Annotated in this window: 19 protein-coding genes and 1 pseudogene; 10 read left to right on the top strand and 10 right to left on the bottom strand. The window is 40.6% G+C overall.

What is annotated here, in order from left to right; translation table 11 throughout:
• Positions 1-7: 7 nt before the first annotated feature.
• The 7 genes from AYR53_RS03365 to larA form a co-directional block, all read right to left on the bottom strand.
• A complete protein-coding gene (locus AYR53_RS03365; RefSeq protein ID WP_068477241.1) occupies positions 8-919 on the bottom strand; it encodes a PLP-dependent cysteine synthase family protein in 912 nt (303 codons plus the stop codon).
• Between the two features lie 317 nt (positions 920-1,236).
• Positions 1,237-2,067, bottom strand: a complete 831-nt coding sequence (gene larE / locus AYR53_RS03360) for an ATP-dependent sacrificial sulfur transferase LarE (protein WP_068279415.1) — start codon at positions 2,065-2,067, stop codon at positions 1,237-1,239.
• Positions 2,068-2,091: 24 nt separating this feature from the next.
• Entirely contained in the window at positions 2,092-2,808 is a 717-nt protein-coding gene (larD, locus tag AYR53_RS03355) for a D/L-lactic acid transporter LarD (RefSeq protein WP_068225864.1), read from the bottom strand.
• 182 nt (positions 2,809-2,990) lie between these two features.
• Entirely contained in the window at positions 2,991-3,401 is a 411-nt protein-coding gene (larC2, locus tag AYR53_RS13850) for a nickel pincer cofactor biosynthesis protein LarC2 (protein ID WP_272481867.1), read from the bottom strand.
• A gap of 41 nt (positions 3,402-3,442) precedes the next feature.
• Entirely contained in the window at positions 3,443-4,219 is a 777-nt protein-coding gene (gene larC / locus AYR53_RS13845) for a nickel pincer cofactor biosynthesis protein LarC (protein WP_068279418.1), read from the bottom strand.
• A gap of 15 nt (positions 4,220-4,234) precedes the next feature.
• Entirely contained in the window at positions 4,235-4,978 is a 744-nt protein-coding gene (gene larB, locus AYR53_RS03340; RefSeq protein ID WP_068225867.1) for a nickel pincer cofactor biosynthesis protein LarB, read from the bottom strand.
• A gap of 11 nt (positions 4,979-4,989) precedes the next feature.
• Complete coding sequence (gene larA, locus AYR53_RS03335; protein ID WP_068225868.1) at positions 4,990-6,264, bottom strand: nickel-dependent lactate racemase; 1,275 nt, start codon at positions 6,262-6,264, stop codon at positions 4,990-4,992.
• 235 nt (positions 6,265-6,499) lie between these two features.
• On the opposite strand from larA, the gene AYR53_RS03330 reads away from it, so the two are divergent.
• From AYR53_RS03330 to AYR53_RS03310, 5 genes and pseudogenes are all read left to right on the top strand, one after another.
• Entirely contained in the window at positions 6,500-7,165 is a 666-nt protein-coding gene (locus AYR53_RS03330) for a Crp/Fnr family transcriptional regulator (RefSeq protein WP_068225869.1), read from the top strand.
• Between the two features lie 33 nt (positions 7,166-7,198).
• Positions 7,199-8,181: pseudogene (cbiM, locus tag AYR53_RS03325) on the top strand (cobalt transporter CbiM).
• Positions 8,159-8,980, top strand: a complete 822-nt coding sequence (locus AYR53_RS03320) for an energy-coupling factor transporter transmembrane component T (RefSeq protein WP_068279420.1) — start codon at positions 8,159-8,161, stop codon at positions 8,978-8,980. The pseudogene cbiM and the gene AYR53_RS03320 overlap by 23 nt, the downstream one beginning before the upstream one ends.
• A 5-nt stretch (positions 8,981-8,985) precedes the next feature.
• On the top strand, positions 8,986-9,711 hold the full coding sequence (locus AYR53_RS03315; RefSeq protein ID WP_068225872.1) for an energy-coupling factor ABC transporter ATP-binding protein: 726 nt from the start codon (positions 8,986-8,988) through the stop codon (positions 9,709-9,711).
• A 23-nt stretch (positions 9,712-9,734) separates the two neighbouring features.
• Positions 9,735-9,971: a hypothetical protein gene (locus AYR53_RS03310; protein ID WP_068225873.1), complete on the top strand. Its 237-nt coding sequence runs from the start codon at positions 9,735-9,737 to the stop codon at positions 9,969-9,971.
• A 142-nt stretch (positions 9,972-10,113) separates the two neighbouring features.
• On the opposite strand, the gene AYR53_RS03305 is transcribed toward AYR53_RS03310, so the two are convergent.
• Positions 10,114-10,770, bottom strand: coding sequence for a DUF6198 family protein (locus AYR53_RS03305; protein ID WP_068279423.1), 657 nt, complete (start codon positions 10,768-10,770; stop codon positions 10,114-10,116).
• A gap of 339 nt (positions 10,771-11,109) precedes the next feature.
• On the opposite strand from AYR53_RS03305, the gene AYR53_RS03300 reads away from it, so the two are divergent.
• A complete protein-coding gene (locus tag AYR53_RS03300; protein WP_068225875.1) occupies positions 11,110-11,643 on the top strand; it encodes a TetR/AcrR family transcriptional regulator in 534 nt (177 codons plus the stop codon).
• Between the two features lie 84 nt (positions 11,644-11,727).
• The gene (locus AYR53_RS03295; protein WP_068279426.1) at positions 11,728-12,756 is read left to right on the top strand and encodes an amidohydrolase family protein; all 1,029 of its coding nucleotides are present in this window, start codon (positions 11,728-11,730) and stop codon (positions 12,754-12,756) included.
• A 132-nt stretch (positions 12,757-12,888) separates the two neighbouring features.
• Here the strand turns inward: AYR53_RS03295 and AYR53_RS03290 are convergent, their stop codons facing one another.
• On the bottom strand, positions 12,889-14,361 hold the full coding sequence (locus tag AYR53_RS03290) for an ABC transporter substrate-binding protein/permease (RefSeq protein WP_068225878.1): 1,473 nt from the start codon (positions 14,359-14,361) through the stop codon (positions 12,889-12,891).
• A gap of 184 nt (positions 14,362-14,545) precedes the next feature.
• Entirely contained in the window at positions 14,546-15,472 is a 927-nt protein-coding gene (gene rbsK / locus AYR53_RS03285; RefSeq protein ID WP_068225879.1) for a ribokinase, read from the bottom strand.
• Between the two features lie 325 nt (positions 15,473-15,797).
• On the opposite strand from rbsK, the gene AYR53_RS03280 reads away from it, so the two are divergent.
• The 3 genes from AYR53_RS03280 (at position 15,798) to nrdD (ending at position 20,199) form a co-directional block, all read left to right on the top strand.
• The gene (locus AYR53_RS03280) at positions 15,798-16,235 is read left to right on the top strand and encodes a MarR family winged helix-turn-helix transcriptional regulator (RefSeq protein ID WP_068225880.1); all 438 of its coding nucleotides are present in this window, start codon (positions 15,798-15,800) and stop codon (positions 16,233-16,235) included.
• A 35-nt stretch (positions 16,236-16,270) separates the two neighbouring features.
• Positions 16,271-17,650: an MDR family MFS transporter gene (locus AYR53_RS03275; protein ID WP_068226273.1), complete on the top strand. Its 1,380-nt coding sequence runs from the start codon at positions 16,271-16,273 to the stop codon at positions 17,648-17,650.
• 353 nt (positions 17,651-18,003) lie between these two features.
• Positions 18,004-20,199, top strand: a complete 2,196-nt coding sequence (gene nrdD / locus AYR53_RS03270) for an anaerobic ribonucleoside-triphosphate reductase (protein ID WP_068225881.1) — start codon at positions 18,004-18,006, stop codon at positions 20,197-20,199.
• Positions 20,200-20,215 lie beyond the last annotated feature (16 nt).

Below are 20,215 nucleotides of genomic sequence, written 5' to 3'. Positions count from 1 at the left end.
TTCTATTTTAATCGTAAATTTTTTTACTTAAATAACGTTCACTTGAATCCGGAAAAACGGTCACGATGGTAGATTGGGCTGGTAATTCCGCCGCAACTTTTAAACTGGCCGCCAAGGCTGCGCCACTTGAACTACCAACAAATAGACCAAGGTTCTTTGCTAACCATTTAACGTATTTAAAAGCCGCAACATCACTAATTGTCTGAACCTGGTCAACCTGAATTTGTTTAAAAAATGGTGGGATAAATTCAACGCCAATTCCTTCAGTTCGATGCGCGTGCTCAGGACCACCGTTTAAGATTGAGCCCTCAGGTTCCACAGTAATTGCCTGCATTGCAGGATATCGTTCCTGTAGCGCACGTGCCGTTCCAACAAAGGTCCCCCCACTGCCAGCTCCGGCCACAAAAGCATTAATTGGCCGTTGTGCTAAATCAGCTAGAATCTCTGGTCCAAGTGTCTGGTAATAAGCATCAGGATTGGCCGGATTTTGAAATTGTAGCGGAACGTAAGCATTAGGAATTTCTTTAGCCAATGCTTGTGCTTTCGCAATTGCCCCTTTAATACCGGCCTCTGCTGGTGTATTGATTACTTCGGCTCCCAACGCCCGCATTAGTGTCTGCTTTTCAAAACTAAATTTCGCGGGAACCACCAGCTTAACTGGCAGCTGATACTGCTGTGCAGCTAGCGCAACACCAATTCCCGTGTTTCCCGCCGTTGGCTCAATGATGGTTGTCCCTTCACTAATCTTTCCAATCTCGCGGCCGTGAGCAATCAGTGCCATTCCTAAACGATCTTTAACACTGCCGCCTGGATTAAACATCTCTAACTTCGCGTAAATCCGACTACCATTGGGAACGGCCATTTTTAATCGTAGTAATGGCGTCTGCCCAATCGTCTGGTAAATACTGTTAACCAACATCGTTATTTCCTCACTTTCTAAACTGCTCAAGTATGTATTTCGTAAAATTGGATACAAAAAGGCGCAGATTCAAAGTTACCGAATCTGCGCCTTACACGATTATCTGATTTTACGTTAACCTAAAGGAAGTCACTATTTTTAGGCACACCAATCAGTGGGTCGCGTAAGACGCGATCCACAGCAACAATTGTTTAATTGCGTGTGTGCTAATAGCATAAATGACTACCTCCAAATTACTTTATGGCTTGAGCATACCTGAATAAATAAAACCTGTCAACAGGTCACTTTCTGTAAGTAACTTAATTACAAATTATAGTTTAAGCAAATTGAGTTAATTGTTTCTTTGATAAAACATCGTTCATTCGACCGCTGCGGAAGCCACCGAGATCAAGTGCGACGTACTTAAAACCATCCTTGATTAACTCTTTATTAACTCGTTCGTTAAAGACTAAGAAATCACCAATTCGCGCTTCTGGAATCTCGATTCGAGCAACGTCATCATGAAAACGAACGCGAACAGTTGGAAAGCCAAGATCACGAATGTACTTTTCGGCTTTCATAACTTGTTGAATAGTCGCAGAAGTTAACGTTGTCCCGTATGGAAAACGAGATGAAACTGAGCAAGAAGCAACTTTATTCCAGTTAGTTAAATCTAATTCTTGGGCCAATTCACGAACATCCTTTTTGTACAATCCTGCCTCTTGTAAAAGGCTACGAGCACCTGCTTCATCCCGTGCCCGTAAACCTGGTCGATAGTCATTCTTATCATCCATAATCATGCCATCAAGCACGGCCGTCGAACCATTTTCAGCAGCAATTTCAGTTAACCGTGAATAAAACATTTGCTTAGCGTAGTACCAGCTATCGGCCAGATTCTGTTTGATGTGATCATTAGCCAAGTAGTCAAGCGTTGTTGCTTGGACGTTAGCACCTAACTCCTTTGCCAATGAAATGGCCCTATCAAATTCTTCGTTCGTAAATAATTCTGAGTTAGCAACAACCGCAACAACATTCTCACTGCCAAGTGTATCTAGCGCCATTTTTAAAATCAAGGTACTATCAATCCCACCAGAAAAAGCAACAGTTACCTGGTTTAAGCTCTTTAAAGTTGTCGTTAGTGTTTGTTTTTTTTCGTTTAATGTTTGCATATTTGAAGTTCTCCTTTAATCAAATTATTGAATATTAAAAAATCCGTGCATGAATAAAGCAGCACAGGCCGCGCCAACAAATGGTGCAATACCAGGTACCAAAATACCATACTGCCAGTCACTATTAGCCTTGTTTTTAATTGGCAATAACGCGTGCGCAATTCTTGGGCCCATGTCGCGGGCCAAGTTCATTGCGAAACCAGTTGGTCCGCCGAGCCCCATACCAATCGCCCAAACTAATAAACCAACACCAATTGGAACAATACCCGGCGTCTTAATTTGCGAAATGGCCAAGATACCAGAAATGAAAATAAACGTGTCGAAAAATTCCACAAAGAAATTACGTGGTAAATTACGAACGGCAGGTGCAGTAGAGAAGAGGTTTCGAATCGTAATCGGTGAGATTTCGTTTTCTGAGGCCTTAAAGTGATCGGCGTACATAACCCAAACGATCATGGCACCGACAACTCCACCAAATACTTCGGCAAGTGAATAAGGTAGCAATAATGACCATTTTAGATTGCCTAGCAAACACTGCGCTAATACCATGGCTGGGTTAATACAAACATTTCCAAAGATAAATAGTGAAATCGTAATCCCAAATCCCCAAGTCGTAATAGCAAAAATGTGGCCTGAACCACGATACTTAGTCCCTTTTAAAACCTCGCTACAATGAACGCCAACCCCAAAAATAATCATTAAGGCGGTCCCCATAAATTCTGCAACTAATTGATGAAACAAGTGATCTCCTCCCGTAAATTTAATGTGTACCCAAGAGTGTTGGAAAAGCGTTTAGATTACTGTGGTTACCCTGTTTTCACTAAATTAGTCAAGTAAATACTAAAAAAAGGTTGTCCAAACACAGCTCCACTAGCTTGCTAAAAAAATAATTTCCAATCCTATCTTAAAATTCAAAAATACAGTTACTGAAATTGCTGAATTGCCGCCTGATAAACTGCAGTTAGCGTAACGTGCTGCTTCTGGGCCAATTTTAAGCAATCTTCATATTCAGGTGTCCGTTTAACTAAATCATCATAGGTGGCGACTTTAACGCGAACTTGACCATATTCTGTCGTAACTTTTTCAAAGCTTCGCGTCATAACTGTGCGCTGCCATTTCTGATAACGAACACCGATCGTGCTTGTTTCTTGTAGGATCAAGCGCGCAAATTTAGCGCGCTCGATTGGCCTAATTAATACCGATAGTTTAACGGCTGGCCGATTTTTCTTCATTTGAATCGGTGTGAAAAAAACATCAAGTGCGCCTGCATCCAGCAGTAGATTCATCACGTAACCTAACGCCTCACCGGTCTGATCATCGAGGTTGGCCTCAATTAGTAAAATCTCATCGCCTGTTTTACTAATTTCCTGCTGACTTAGTTTTTTTTTTCAAAAATAATGGCACGTAAGGCATTAAAACCACCTGTATCACGTTTGCCAAAGCCGTAACCAATTTTTTCCGCCGTTAAATCAGTTGGTAGTGGTCCAAAATCAGTGACCAGTGTTTTAACCAACCCCATGCCAGTCGGTGTAATCAGCTCCGTATTAACATCCAACCGCTGTTTAATCGGAATAGCGGTGCCAACGCGCATTTGCATAACCGCCGGCACTGGAACGGGCATTTGCCCATGAGCGACTTGGATAAGGCCAGTGCCATCAGCTAATTCAGAGGCCTTAATTTGATCAACATTTAATAGCTCCAAGGCAATACAACAGCCAACGATATCAACAATAGAATCAAGCGCGCCAACTTCGTGAAAATGGACTTCAGTGAGCGGTAAATGATGAACGGTTGCTTCGGCCTTAGCAATTTCAGAAAAAACCGCACTGGCTTGTTCTTTAACACGTTTTGATAAATCACTATTTTTAATCAATTCAAGAATTTCGTCTAAATGCCGCCCATGCTGGTGGTGCTGGCCTGCTTGATGCCGTTCAACAAAACCATGATCCTTTTCGTGATCAAGAATAACGTCAAAGTCCGTTCCATAAATACTACTCTTAGCTAATTCTTGTTTTTTCAAAGTGTAGCCATGAACACCCAACTTGGCTAATTCTTGCTTAAATTGCTCAAAGTCAACACCTAAATCAAGTAACGCACCAATAAACATATCACCGCTAATACCGGAAAAAGCGTCTAAATAAAGTATTCGCATTCTAAATCTCCCTCATCATAAATGATTGATCATACTAGCCGAATAGGCCGCACCAAAGCCATTATCAACGTTAACAACTGTAATTCCCGACGCACAGCTATTAAGCATCGTCATGAGTGCTGTCAAACCACCAAAGTTAGTTCCATAGCCGATACTAGTAGGAACCGCAATTAATGGTTTATTAATCAAACCACCAACAACACTGGCCAAGGCGCCTTCCATTCCCGCAATCACAATCACGACCTTCGCACCACGAATAACGTCTAACCGGGCAAACAGGCGCTGAATTCCAGCCACGCCGACATCGTAGACACGCTCCACCTGATTACCAAACGTTTCCGCGGTAATTGCCGCCTCTTCGGCAACTGGCACGTCTGAAGTGCCGGCAGTTACGATTGCAATGTAGCTTTTCGTTTGTGGCAGCGCCGTTCCAATCACGGTACAACGTGCTTCTTTATAATAGATTGCCTCAGGCAAGGCAATTTTTACGGCACCAAACTTTTCTGGCGAGACACGAGTTGCTAAAATCGGTGCAGTCTGTTGTTGAAGCACCTTTGCAATTTCAACTATCTGTTCGGCAGTCTTTCCTTCTCCATAAATAACTTCTGGATAGCCATTACGTTTCTGGCGTGCCAAATCAACGTTGGCAAAACCAATATCGGTAAAAGATTGTTTTTCTAAACTCGCCGCAGCGACTTCTGCGCTCGTTTTTCCATTGGCAACTTGTTGTAGTAATTCTTGTAAAGCCTTTTTATCCATAATTACACCAACTAACGAACAATAACGCCTAAGCCATCCGGAATAACAACAACTTTTGAATCCTGGCCTTCACGTTGATACGCCATTTCTAAAGCTTGATCCAAAGAAGTCGCCAAATCCATGTGCATTGAAGTAATTAATTCCGGATCAACTAGGTCAGAGACAAATATAACGTGATGATGAACCAGAATTCGGGCAAAAATTTGGGCAGTCCATTGGTCAGGGATAGTCTTTAGACGTGGTGTATTAATTGCTTGGTCCAAAAAATCTTTTGGATCATCTACGTCAGCTAAATTATGGTAAAAACCATCGCCACCATGACCATCACGAGCACCGGCCACCATAATAATCGTGCCGTTTTCTTTGTTGGTTGCTTCCGCGGCCGTCATTCCTTTAACGGCCTGATAAATATTCTGATCCAATGGAAAACCACCATTGGTAGAGATCGTAATATCACTAGGAATCTTTTTCACACTAGATAAATCGCGAACAAATTCACAACCCACTTTATGTGCGGCCTCCATATCACCGGCAAAAGAACCAATAATTTTTTTATCTTCATCCAACACAACGTTGATAATAAAGGCCAATTTAGCGGTTCGTGCAGCGTAAACCATATCTTTATGAATCGGATTATGCATTAAATTACCCGTTCGGGCCTTATTAGAATTAATAAATTCACCAGAATGGTTCGCCATAATTGTTTTATACGATGCAACACCTGGTAAAACGGACTTTCTGCCACCAGAAAAACCGGCAAAAAAGTGCGATTCAATAAAGCCTTCAGAAATTAACAAATCAGCCTCGGCAGCTACCCGGTTAATAATGCAATCTCCGCCAGAGGGTAGTTGGCCAATTTTAACCATCGAACTATCATCAGTGGAAACATGCATCACAATCTCTTCGTTAGCAACAATCTCTGCACCGTATTTATTAACTAATTCCTCATGGGTTGAAGGTCGGTGAAAACCAGTTGCTACTAAAATACGAATTCGAGCATCTGGCGCCACACTTCGTAAACGACGCAATAAAATTGGCGTAATAATATGTGATGGAACTGGGCGCGTATGATCCGAACTAATAATGACAATGTTCTTCTTACCGGTCGCTAAAGTTTCTAGGCTTTCTGAACCGATCGGATTATCTAATGAACGGTCAACGGTTTCATTTTCTGATAATTTATTTTTATAAGTAGCCGCTTTTGAGACAAGTTTTCCCGCAAAATTTTCATCCGCAATTTTTGCAGTAATTGTCGTCTTATCATATGGCAAATCAATTGCTACCATGAAATGACATCCTCTTCCTCTATAAAATTTACATGCAAGCTTTGTTATACTCATCTTTTTTTAGTTTGTCTGCTACCTTTGGCGTTTTCAAAACTGGTTAACAAATGTATACTTTAAATGCTGTCGCCAAATTTACTGAAACGGGTATGATACAGAAGTAATTGTAGTTTTGGCGGTGCAGTAATAAACGAATTGTTCCTGACTAACCAAAACTTACATGAAAGAATGACGACGAATGGTATTAACTGATATTGAGTACTTAATGAATTATTTAGATGAACACCACGTTCCGATAATTAACAAAAAACGACATACGTATCTCACTTACCATGGACTTGCCGAGCACTACACCTACATTTTGAAACAAGGTATTATTAAAAATAGTATTATCTTGCAGGATGGTCGTGAATTTAATCTTTCTTACATCGTCAAACCAGATGTCATTTCATTATTGCGCGATGAAGTTTCAAAATACACCGATCAACCATTTAATGTACGAATAGAATCCGACGAAGCAACGTTTTATCAAGTTGACCGCGTCACTTTTTGGAATTACGTCAACGCAAATTTGGAATTACAGAATTACGTTAAAAACTATTATCGAAAAAAGCTCTCCGAAAATATTTTCCGCTCACAACGAATGGTTATGAACGGAAAAAAGGGAGCTGTTTGTGCTTTTATCTACAGTTTAATTGATTTATTTGGCCGCCAAGTCCCGGAAGGAATCCTGATTGATTTTATCGTCACAAACGATGACATTGCCGGCTTTTGCGGTATTAGTTCGCGTAGTAGTGTTAACCGAATGTTAAATGAACTCAAAAACGATGGCGCTCTTACCACCAAAAATCATAAATTTATTATTACCGATATCAGCTACCTCATCGATCATATTGCTAATTAAACCTTAGTACTATTGGATAAGGAGCTTACTAAATTGCATATTCCCGATAATTATTTGAGTCCAACAACGTGCGGTACACTAATCGCCGTTATGACACCAATTTGGACAGTTTCAGTTTTAAAAGTGAAAGCCCAAATTAAAGAAAAAAAAGAAACCATTCCACTGCTAGGCGTGGCGGCTTCATTGGCCTTTTTGATCATGATGTTTAATTTACCGATTCCAGGCGGAACCACCGCCCACGCTGTTGGGGGAACTTTACTCGCGGTGCTTTTGGGACCCTGGGCGGCCTGTTTAGCACTTTCCTCCTACAAGCACTATTATTTGGTGACGGTGGGATTTTAGCTTTTGGTGCTAACGCCTTTAATATGGCTTTCATCATGCCTTTTGTCGGTTATGCCTGCTATTTAATTGGCCGCCGATTACACCATGAAAAAATAGGTCTAGCCGTTGGTGCTTACGTTGGTATCAATCTCGCGGCTTTAGTTGCCGGAATTGAGCTCGGTTTACAGCCACTTCTATTTCACAATCAGCAGGGAATACCGCTTTACTGTCCCTATGGATTGAATATTGCAGTCCCTGCCATGCTAACGGCCCATTTACTTATTGTTGGTTGGGTTGAGGCAGCTTTCACTGTCTTGGTCTTCCAATTTATCAAGAAGGCAGCGCCAGACAGTATTTATCATGCAGCAACTAAAAATACTAAAGTACACACTAAAGCAATTTACGGCCTATTAGCCGGCCTGGCCATCCTTTCGCCACTTGGTTTAATCGCCTCTGGAACGGCCTGGGGTGAGTGGAATAAAACAGAATTACAGCAACGCTTGCAGACTGCCCACCTGGCCACTCACGCGCCAAGTGGTATCAGTCATGGCCTTCATTTCAATGCACTCTTTAATAATTACACTATTAGGGGTGTTCCGCTGCCAATTGGGTATATTTTATCTGCCGTAACCGTCTTACTTATCTTTTTCCTATTTGTTCGGGTGATTCATTATGATCAAAACAAAGAAAGTTGAGCTACCAAGTTGGCTACAGGAAACGCGCGTTATCGCCCCTAAACGTGGCGGTCGCTCCTTTCTACAGCAAAATAGTCAGCGGCTAAGCCAGCTATTACGGCGGTTTGCTCAAGAGGCCGATACCAAACACCAACCCCTTAAAGGATGGTTGGCGCCGCAGGTTAAATTATTAATCACTTTGAGCACTGTTTTGTTAATTTCTTTAAACCAGAATCCATTTATAGCGTGGTTAATTTTAGTTTGCAACTTGAGCCTTCTATTAGCGCTACCGCCTGTTTACTTAAAAAAGATTATTCGACAAACAGTCATTAGTAGTTTATTTGCTGGCCTACTCGTTTTACCAAGCTTTCTGCTACTTCCCGACCAAAACGCACTATTTTTCTTTGGCCGAACTTGTCTAATTCTATTAAATCTTAGTTACTACCGGACAACGACAACCTTTACGGCGCTTATAACTGCCCTTAAACAACTACACTGCCCTAATGGTCTAATCTTTACTGTTGCTATCACCATCACCTACTTAAAACTACTGGCCGAATATTTATTAGGCCTACTGGAGGCCGTCACCTTGCGATCGGTGGGTAAAACGGCCCACCCGTACCAAACGATCGGCCAACTTTTTGGTATACTTTACCTAAAGACCCACGATTATGCTTTGGCCTTATATGCCGCAATGGAGGCACGTGGTTTCACAGGTGACTATCAAAAAGAAGCTGGATCTACTCACCACTGGCGCGATAATCTCGTTTTGTTACTGGGCGCCACTTTATTCGGTCTACTATTCTTTTTGGGGAGCTAATTTTAATGTTAACTGTGCAGCACTTAAACTATAATTATCCAGCTACTTGTGGCCTAAATGATATTAATCTACAAATCAAAGCTGGTGAATTTGTTTGTTTCATGGGCCCCAATGGTTCTGGTAAATCAACACTGTTTAACATTCTAAGTGGTTTAAAAACAGCTAGTAGTGGTACTTATTATTTCAACAATGCACTAATCGATACGACTTTCTTAAAAAACGCTAAAAGACGGCAAACGTTCCACCAACAGGTTGGTTTTGTCTTTCAAAATAGTGACGTCCAATTATTTAATCTAACTGTAGCCGATGAAGTCGCTTTTGGCCCTAAACAATTAGCCCTGTCAGCGGCTGAAATTGAACAACGGGTTACGGATTGCCTAACACTAACTGGTTGTAGTGAGTTTCGCGATCGTGTTCCCTACCATCTTTCTGGAGGTGAAAAAAAACGTGTCGCTTTGGCCAGTGTCTTGGCTCTAAATCCCAGTGTTTTAATCTTAGACGAGCCATTGAGCGGCCTAACACCAATTGCGCAACAACAAATCTTAGATTTACTAACCCAACTCAATCAGGCTGGAAAAACAATCTTGATTGCCAGCCATGATTACAATCAAATCAAACAGTGTGCCAGTCGGTTTGTTATCTTTAACGAACAACATAAAATCGTTCATGATTTGAGTGCCACTGATTTAATGGCTATGCCAGAATTAGGTCAACAACTTACTTTAATATAAATTTACATTTGGGGGAATTAATTATGAATATGAACATAAACAACGAAATTCATCGTGGTTGGAACAAACGGATTGTAACCGGCAAAACATTAGCTGAATGCGATGAAAAATTAGTCACGTATTTGAATAAACAGGATTATGGTAGTGGCGAATTTGTTGTTCTACATGAAAATGATGGAACCAACCAAAACTCTGGTTACCCACTACCAGACGGCGATCTTTGTTACATCAGCTTTTTGATTTATAATAGCCGCCTTTAAATTAGCGAATGGTTAGAAAAGTGGTTAAATTAAAATAACCAACAAAATAGACGCATAAGGCTAGTAAACAACCTTATGCGTCTATTTTGTTGTGATTGATTAAGCGCGCTTAACTTTATACACTGGTAAATTTTATTTATTATCAAATATCCACGTGGTGTTTAAGGCTTGGAAAAACGTGGTGATCAGACCAATTCATGATTGCATCTTGAGCTACTAATGCCAAAATTGTACCAAAACCAATCGCTTTAAGTTGGCCGGTCGCAATAAATGAAATTATCGTAATAATAATTGGTGGCGTGTAACTTGCCCATTGTCCTAAAATTGCTGAGCCATTAAGGTACTTGAATCTAAGAATATAGGACAAATCGTCATTGGGGTGCATTAGGATATTCGAACGTTGGTAGATCGATACGGCCGCCGCCACAGTTAGAATACCAACAATATCTAAAATGATTCGAGCACCAAGTCCTAGATGAGGGACACCTAGCCAATCCCATGCAGTCGTCATTATTTGGACTAAATAGCTGAAAGGTACAATGTAAAGTAAATTGGAAAAAAAGCGGCGCCGATCAAAGTGACCCAGCAAAAGTTGATTAACCAACGTAATAACGATCCCGTAAATAAATAAAGTTGTGCCCAATGAGACATGAATCCAATTGGCCAAATTAACCGAGGACCCTGTCCAAACTGCACTCCCTAAATTAGTAGAAATTGTTAAGGCGTTGCCAGTAGCATTCATTAAAATTGAAAGAACTAAAAAATCCATTCTTTGGTGAAAATCTTTCATTTTAGCCACGCTGGTCACCCCTCTACTAATTAATTTAACTTACTTTATTAACTATAAAGCTATTTAGAAATAATGACAAAATAATCAAATTTCTAAACACCTTCTAATACTTCGCGACCGCCCTACTTTTAAGAACCGAAATTTGAATTAAGCGAAGCTACGGCATCATTCAAAATGATTGCTTAAATTGCCGCGGAACACTACAATCCCATAGCAAAATTAATTTCCCAGGAAATATTGTATTTTACCGCAATCTTCAAAATTGAATATTTCTTAAAAACTAAGTAAAATATCCTTGGATGATGCAACGCTTTTCCAAACACTCCCGAGATTTAAATGGAGGCCGTCATGAAACAAGTTGATAAACGTATTTTAAAAACTAAAACCCAGATCGATACCACCTTATTTACCCTCTGTAAAAGGAAAGTTAATTTTGAAACCCTTAGTGCACCTAAATTAGCCAAATTGGCCGGAATTTCTCGCCAAACTTTCTATCGTTACTACTTATCACCGAAACAAGTAATCGTTACAATGATTGACAAACACCTCAGTGAATTTCAAAAGGATTTTCGGCTCCAAGGCTTAACCGCCCGGAGCATGACCGCCCAACTCATGAAAACTTGGCAACAGCGTGCCGCGGTCTTCGAATTAGTTGAGTGGTCAAACACCCGCCAAGAATTTATTCAACGCTTATCGCTCTTCAATCAAAATATTGCTCACCAAAATAAAATCTCGTTAATCGACGAAGCAGCCATTTGTAATGTTTACGCCGCGGCAACTTATATGTTTTTACGCGCTTACGTATTGGATCATACGTGGTCTGAAAGTGAAGCAACTGACTTATTTCTACACCTTACCAATAATTTAGATAAAATTTTTTAGTTACACAACTTATTGGCCAATTCGGTCCATAACTTCCGTTTTAATCTCGCTATACTGTACTTAAATCTTAAATGAGGTGATGTTATGAAATTAATTACAACCGAAGAACACATCAGTACGGCTTACGCAAATAAGGCAATCATGGACTACATGAAGACCCAGCCTTCCGATCCTAAGGCCTTACAAGAATTTGGTCGTTCGTTTGCTGAAGGTCTTGTCGCTTATGCCGTAACACCAGAGGAAATGCAGGATCTAGATACAAACCGACTTCAGTATATGGATAAAAATGGCATTGATATGCAAATTCTTTCGTATGGTGACGCTAGTACCAATCCAGATATGTTACCAGCAGAACAGTCTATTCCATTAACGAAAAGAATTAATGATAACATTGCAGCCAATGTAAAACGCCATCCAGATCGTTACCTTGGCTTTGCAACTTTACCTGTTTCTGATCCCAAGGCGGCCGCTCAAGAACTGAAACGTTCCGTTACTGAATTAGGCTTACAAGGCGCCTTACTATTAGGTACTGCTAGAGGTGGTCACTTTTTGGATGAACCACAATTTTTACCAATCTTTGAAATGGCGGCCGAACTTGACGTACCACTCTATATTCATCCTTCAATGCCTTCAGAAACCATTCGTAAAGCCTATTATAGTGACATGAATCCAATTGGCTTTAATGCCATCATGGCAACGCCAGGCTGGGGTTGGCACATGGAAGCTGGCCTGCACGTTACGCGCCTAATTTTATCTGGATTATTCGATAAATTTCCAAATCTAAAATTAATTTCTGGCCACTGGGGTGAATTTGTACCTTACTTCTTGGAACGTCTAGACGACGCAACTACGCCAGTTGTTGGTAATCCATTAGCGCACCCAGTCTCTTATTATTACAAAAAGAACGTCTACGTGACACCTAGTGGTATGTTTACTTGGCCACAAATGCAGTTAGTTCTCACTGAAATGGGTACGGATCACGTTTTATGGGCGCAGGATTATCCTTACGTTAAGGGTAACGCCGAAGATTTTCTTGCCAACACAGCAATTTCAGCAGATGACAAAGAAAAAATTGCCCACGGAAATATCGAGAAATTATTGAAACTAAAGTAATGTTGCACCACACAATTAAAAAATGCTATTAAGTTTTACTAAAAAACAGGACAAATAGTCTGTTGTCTTGAAAGTTACCCATTTCCAATGGGGTAGCTTTCAACAGCTACTATTTGTCCTGTTTTTGATCATTTATTCCGTTGCCGGGTGCCGTAAACGATTTTCGTAATGCCGAAGCACCCTTGATAAGCTGAAGGTCATGATGAAATAGAGAATCATGGCGATCACAATCGGAATAACCCCTTTATAGGTATCGGCTTGCACAATTCGTAATTGATAGATTAAATCGGTAACACCAATTATTGAAACAATTGAAGTTTCCTTAATTAGCGAAATAAATTCGTTCCCAAGGGCCGGCCAGATATTCGCTAAGGCTTGTGGAAAAACAACGTAACGCATAGTTGAGCTTTGACTTAATCCCAAGCTCCGCGCCGCCTCTACTTGCCCTTTAGCAACAGAATTAATACCACCACGAATTATTTCACTAACGTATGCGCCACTATTTAAGGCAACCGCAATTGTTCCGGCGATTAAAGCTGGTATGTTAACAAAAACGCCAATCCCAAAGTAGACAAACATAATCTGTACCATTAGCGGTGTACCACGAACAAATTCGACGTAAGCCGTTGCCAGTGCCCGCAATATTTTAATGTGCCCCAATCGAATTAAGGCTAGTAAAATACCTAGTAAAACGCCAATGATCACTGCAACTAATGAAATTCCTAATGTGTACAGAACCCCTTTTGCAAAATAGCTCCAGTAATGCAGCATCGATGTATTTTGTGTATTAACTTTCATGTAACTACCAGCGGTAACTAAGTACTCTTTTTGAATCAAATTTTTCTGTTTAATCGTATTAAGCGATTTATTAATTGCTAAACGCAGTGAAGTGGATCCCTTTGGCAAAGCAATTGCGTTACCAGCTTCTGCCTTACTGGTCTTAAAGTGTCCTTTCAAAGCGATTAAGTCAGGATCATTTTTAGCGTAAGCGGTTGCTGAAGCTTCATCCTTGGCAACACCGTCGACTTTATGGGTCTTTAACGCCAAAATGAGATCAGAAGCATTGTCCATTCCAACAACCTTGATACCTGGCATCTGCTTTTTGGCCTGATCGTACTGTAAAGTCCCCGTTTCGGCACCAATTTTTTTACTCCGAAAAGAATCCTTATTATGGTAAAGGCCTTTGTCCGCCTTATTAATCAAAATATCTTGCCCACCAGAATAATAAACATTACTAAAATCAACGTTCTTTCGCCGTTCTGGTGTCGGACTCATACCAGACAAAATCATATCAACCTTGCCCGTTTCCAGCGCAACCAACAACGAATCAAAGGACATCTTCTTGATCACTAATTTTACGCCCAAATCATGCGCAATTTTTTTACCAATCTCAATATCCATCCCAACAATTTTCTCTTTACCGTTTTTGTTTACCTGAAATTCATATGGTGGGTAGTTCGGCGAGTTACCCATCACCAACGTTCCTTTTCTTTGGATTCGGGCCAAAGAATCATCCGTTGCGGCCTGTGCCGGTTGTTGCACAATTCCCCCTAGCCCCATAAATACTAAACAAATAACCAAAAATAACTGCAGCCCTTTTTTCATCTCATTCGCTCCATCAATCAGAATATCATCATTATACGTCCGATTAATTATTTATTCAATTATTATTCATAAATTAGCAAGCATGTAAATTTAAATTCAGTCTAATTAAAGGACGCCAAGACATTATTTTTGATCATAAAAAGGACGACAACAAAATTAGTTTTTGTCGTTGGTCACTTATTAATTAAAACAACAACGCATCAACCTCAGCCTTAGTTGGAATTGAATCCATCGCTCCAGCTCGTTGAATGGTCAAGGAGGAGGCCGCGTTAGCAAAATCGATGGCGGCCTTAACATTACTAAGATCTTTATTTAAAACGGCCGCCATCGCTCCGATAAAGGTATCACCAGCAGCCGTTGTATCGACTGGCCGGGCAACTTTATGTGCCGCAACGACTCCAGTTTGAGCGGCGACATTATAATAGACACCCTTAGAACCTAAGGTAATCAATGTATTAGGAATACTTTTAGTCTGAAAAGCGGTAGTAATTGCCGCGAAATCAGCCCCTGTCACTGCCTTATGTCCGGTTAAAGTTGCGGCCTCGGTTTCATTAGGTGTGACGATATCAGTCAGTTGCAATAACTCATCTGGTACTGGTTTATTAGCAGGCGCCGGGTTTAAAATTGTCGGCACACCAGCTTCTTTAGCAATTTTAAAGGTTGCGATAATGGGCTCAAAATTAGTCTCTAGTTGAGCGATCACAATATCGGATTGCCTAATCTTGTCCGCAGCAGTTTCGATGGCCGCATTACTAACTAACTTGTTGGCGCCGCCTTCAACCATAATCGTATTATGACCATCAGGCTCCAAAATAATAAAAGCCTGGCCAGTATTTTTACCATCAAGCGCGCTGATTGCACTGACATCAATACCTTCAGCCTTGCATTTACTAATCAACATTCTCCCGGCAGCATCGTTACCCGTTGCGCCAATAAAATGAACCTGAGCACCTAATCGCGCTGCAGCAACGGCCTGATTTGCTCCCTTACCACCGGCCGCCTGCGTACTAGCCCTTAACAAACCAAGCGTTTCTCCTTGAGTCGGAATATGTTCAACCGGAATATGAATATCCAAATTCAAACTGCCAATAACTGTAATATTCTTTGCCATAATTACGTTCTCCTTTTGGGTTGATTGCGCACGTTTAGCCGAAACGTACCCCAGAATACGGCCTCTGAACGCCTAACGCCACATCCGCGATTATTCACTTTATCAATTCCATCACGACACTATGCATCTACATAAAGTTTATGCTTTTTAATCTAAGGACTCAATATTTTCATCCGTTTCATTAAAAGTGGACTAAATTTATACGCTTACTTTGATTAATTTAAAGCAGGCGCCATCAAGGTATCCTTGAAAAGTCACTGAAAAACGCGTAATATATTTCGTGCACGAACAGTTCGTATACGAATAATTATTATGAGGAGTACTAATGAATAACGCCGAAATAGAAATTAAAGATTTAATTTTATCACTGCGCTCGCTTAGAAAAGAAACACGCCGGATTTTTTATTACCAAGCTAATGAACAACAGCTCACTGAAACTTGGATTATTGCTTTGGGTGCCCTTGCAACTAAAAACCCTAGCTCACTCGAGGAACTTGCCAACGCCTTACGACTAGGTAACAGCACAACTTCCGGTATTGTTGACCGAATGGTGGCGGAGGGCTTAGTCACTAAAGATCGTGATCAAACAAATAAGCGCAAAATCAATATTAGTCCAACTGCGAAAGGACAACAAAAATATGCAGTAACTTACGCCGATTTTTGGAAAAAACTAGCACCAATTAACGATATGTCCACGCCAAAATTAACGGAACTATTAGCAACCCAAACAGAACTACTAAAAAAGTTAGAAGGTATTAAATAGTGAGCGCTGCACAAATAAAACATAATCGGGGAATTATGTTGATCCTAGTTATGGGAACTTTCTTGGCCTTCTTAAATCAAACTTTAATGAACGTGGCGCTACCTAGTATCATGCGGTCATTTAACATCACTGCTGCACAAGGACAGTGGTTATCAAATGGTTACATGTTAGTTAATGGTATTATGGTCCCGCTAACGGCCTATTTAATCCAACGCTTCACCACCCGGCAACTTTATTTGGCCGCAATGTGTGTGTTTGCTTTTGGTACAATTATTGCCGGAATGGCGCCTAGCTATCTGATATTAATCACCGGACGCATGATTCAGGCCGGTGGTGCCGGCGTTATTGCCTCACTAATGAACGTCTCCATCATGAATATGTACGCGGCTAACAAACGTGGAACTGCTATGGGTTGGGTTGGTCTGGCACTAAATTTTGCGCCAGCCCTTGGTCCAACCATTTCTGGTTATTTAGTTGAACAGTATAATTGGCGTTCGCTTTTCTATCTGATTGCACCTCTAATTATCTTGGATATTATTTTTGCAGCAATCATGCTACGTAACCTGGGCACGAATAAAAAATTAAAACTTAACTGGAGTGGCGTTGCCCTTTCAAGTATTGGTCTTGGCTCACTGTTACTTGGTTTCAGTAATGCCGGTACAATGCCAATACTGTCTAAAAACGTTCTTGGTTTTAGTTTGCTTGGCCTACTGATTGTCATTGCCTTTGTCTATCAACAAACACATATCAGTAACAAATTACTAAACTTCAACGTTTTTAAAAGTCATAACTTCATCATTGCGGTGATCGTGAACGTCTTTTTAATGATGGCACTTTACGGCGGAATGCTGTTACTTCCTTTATATATGCAAAATGTTATGCATTATAGCGCAATCTATTCTGGTCTAGCTATGTTGCCCGGCGCCTTGATAATTGCGGTTATGTCACCAATTAGTGGCCGGATGTACGATCAATGGGGTGCCAAATATTTATCATTTGGTGGTACCATTATTTTACTGATTGGTACTCTTATGCTGAGTCGCGTAAGCCTGCATTCAAGCTTTGCCTGGGTGACTGCCGCCCAAGCCGTTCGCCAGTTAGGCCTTTCAGTCGTTACCATGCCCATTCAAACGGAGGCCTTTAATTCGTTACCTCAAGCAATCATTCCTGATGGCTCAGCGATGTATACAACCATCCGTCAAGTATCAGGTTCATTTGGGACAGCGTTATTAATTGGAATCATGAGCGTTTTGCAAAAAAATAACATTGCACAATTAATGGCCCAGCATAGCCTAAAAGTCGCTACCCAATTAGGTTCCTTACAAGCAATTAAAACAACTTACCTTGTAGCCGCCGTCTGTGTGTTAATTAGTTGTTTGCTCACCCTAAACTTTAGAAAACGTGACTATATCTAGCACATCGGAAAGGTGGGTTAGACTCTGAACTTGCACCGATTATAGAAGACTGCGCCGAAAATAAATTTTACTGCGGCCTTTTCAATTATTTTTAGTGCTAACGCGGAACAATCTAATTCACCAATATTGGTAAAATTTTGTCCATTGTAATTTTATTTGCCTTGACACACCTAAGCTTGTAGCTACCCTAATTAACCCAGAATTTATTTTTAACGGCCAGTCTTATACACAATATATTGTTAAATTTTAGTTGATTTTGCGAAATAATCCCCTATATATTGATTGATATCAATTGCGATTTGGCGGTGAATGCTTTAATATATGATGTATTAACAAAGAAAAAGGTGTTCATTATGTTAGATATTCAACCTAAAGTTTTACAAATTAAAGTGATCAAGCGCGACGGTCGTTTAATGCAGTTTGACGGCAACAAAATTCAAAATGCACTAGTAAAGGCTGCCACGCAAGTTGATCAGGAAATTGATCCAATCATTAATCAAGCATTAGAAGAAGTCACGACTGACGCCATTAACGAAATTAACCAACGTTTTACAAAAAATATAAAGATTTACGAAATTCAGAATATTGTTGAACAAACACTGTTAAATCACCACCAATACGATATTGCTCAAGAATACATTAATTACCGAACAAAACGTGACTTTTCCCGCAATCAGGCAACTGATATTAACTTTACAATCAAAAAATTATTAAATAAAGATCGTAACGTTATTAACGAAAATGCCAACAAAGACAGTGAAGTTTTCAATACACAACGAGACCTGACTGCCGGCACAGTTGCCAAAGCAATTGGGCTAAAAATGCTTCCTGCAAAAGTGGCCAACGCGCATTTAAAGGGTGAAATTCACTGGCATGATCTCGATTATCAACCTTACAGCCCCATGACAAATTGCTGTTTGATTGATTTCAAAGAAATGCTAACCCACGGCTTTAAAATTGGTAACGCTGAAGTAGAACCACCACATTCGATTCAGACGGCTACTGCCCAAATGAGCCAAATTATCGCTAACGTTGCTTCTAGTCAATATGGTGGGTGCTCCGCCGATCGAGTCGACGAATTATTGGCACCCTTTGCAGAAAAAAATTACCAAAAACACTTAACGGATGCTAAACAGTGGATTGATGGCGACCAAAAGCAACAGGATTTTGCGAAAACTAAGACAACCAAGGATATCTATGATGCTATGCAGGCCTTGGAATACGAAATCAACACCTTGTATTCTTCACAGGGCCAGACACCATTTACGACACTTGGCTTTGGTTTAGGCTCAAGTTGGATTGAACGCGATATTCAAAAAGCAATTCTACAGGTACGAATTAAGGGCCTTGGTAAAGAACACCGAACAGCAATTTTTCCTAAATTAGTCTTTACCTTGAAACGTGGTTTGAATTTAGACAAAACTGACCCTAATTATGATATTAAACAAATTGCGATTGAATGTGCCACAAAACGGATGTACCCTGACATTTTATCTTACGACAAGATTGTTGAATTAACTGGATCGTTCAAAGCACCAATGGGTTGCCGCAGCTTTTTACAAGGCTGGAAAGATGAAAACGGCAAAGAAGTTAACTCAGGCCGAATGAATTTAGGCGTCGTTACGGTTAATTTGCCGCGAATCGCTTTAGAATCACAAGGCGATCAGGCTAAGTTCTGGGAAATCCTGGAACAACGTTTGCAAGTTTGTAAAGAAGCTCTTGTTTTCAAGGTAAATCGGGCCAAGGAAGCCAAACCAAATAACGCACCAATTTTGTACGAATTTGGTGCATTTGGTAAGCGCCTAAAACCAACTGACTCGGTCGATGAGTTATTTAAAAATAACCGCGCAACTGTTTCACTAGGCTATATTGGCTTATACGAGGTAGGTGCGGTCTTCTTTGGTCACGCTTGGGAAAATGACCCGACGGCCAAGGCATTCACGGTTGACGTCGTAAAGGATCTCTACAAGCATTGCTTAGCGTGGGAAAAAGAATACGGTTATCACTTCAGTGTTTACAGCACGCCTGCAGAAAGCTTAACAAATACCTTCTGCCAAGCCGATTTAAAGAAATTTGGTAAGGTTAAGGACGTCACTGATAAGGAATACTACACAAATAGTTTTCACTACGATGTTCGTAAGGCGCCAACACCATTTGAGAAGATTGACTTTGAAAAAGCTTACCCTAAATATTGTGCTGGTGGTTTTATTCATTATTGTGAATACCCAAATTTGAAACAAAATCCAAAGGCATTAGAGGCCGTTTGGGACTATGGTTATGATCGAATTGGCTATTTAGGCACCAATACACCAATCGATCAATGCTTCAAGTGTGGTTTTAAAGGCGAATTTAAACCAACTGAACGGGGTTTCAAGTGTCCTAAATGTGGTAACACTGACCCAACGACTTGTGATGTGGTTAAACGAACTTGTGGTTATTTAGGTAATCCGCAACAACGCCCAATGGTTCACGGCCGACACGAAGAGATTATTCACCGGGTTAAGCACATGACACTGGGAAATGATCAAACAACGCAAGCAAGACAATAAATGGTGGTTATAATTA

Origin of the sequence: Loigolactobacillus backii, from assembly GCF_001663675.1 — a bacterium.
Lineage (GTDB): Bacteria > Bacillota > Bacilli > Lactobacillales > Lactobacillaceae > Loigolactobacillus > Loigolactobacillus backii.
The sequence above is the reverse complement of the archived record's forward strand: the minus strand, read 5'-3'. Positions and strand labels throughout refer to the sequence as shown.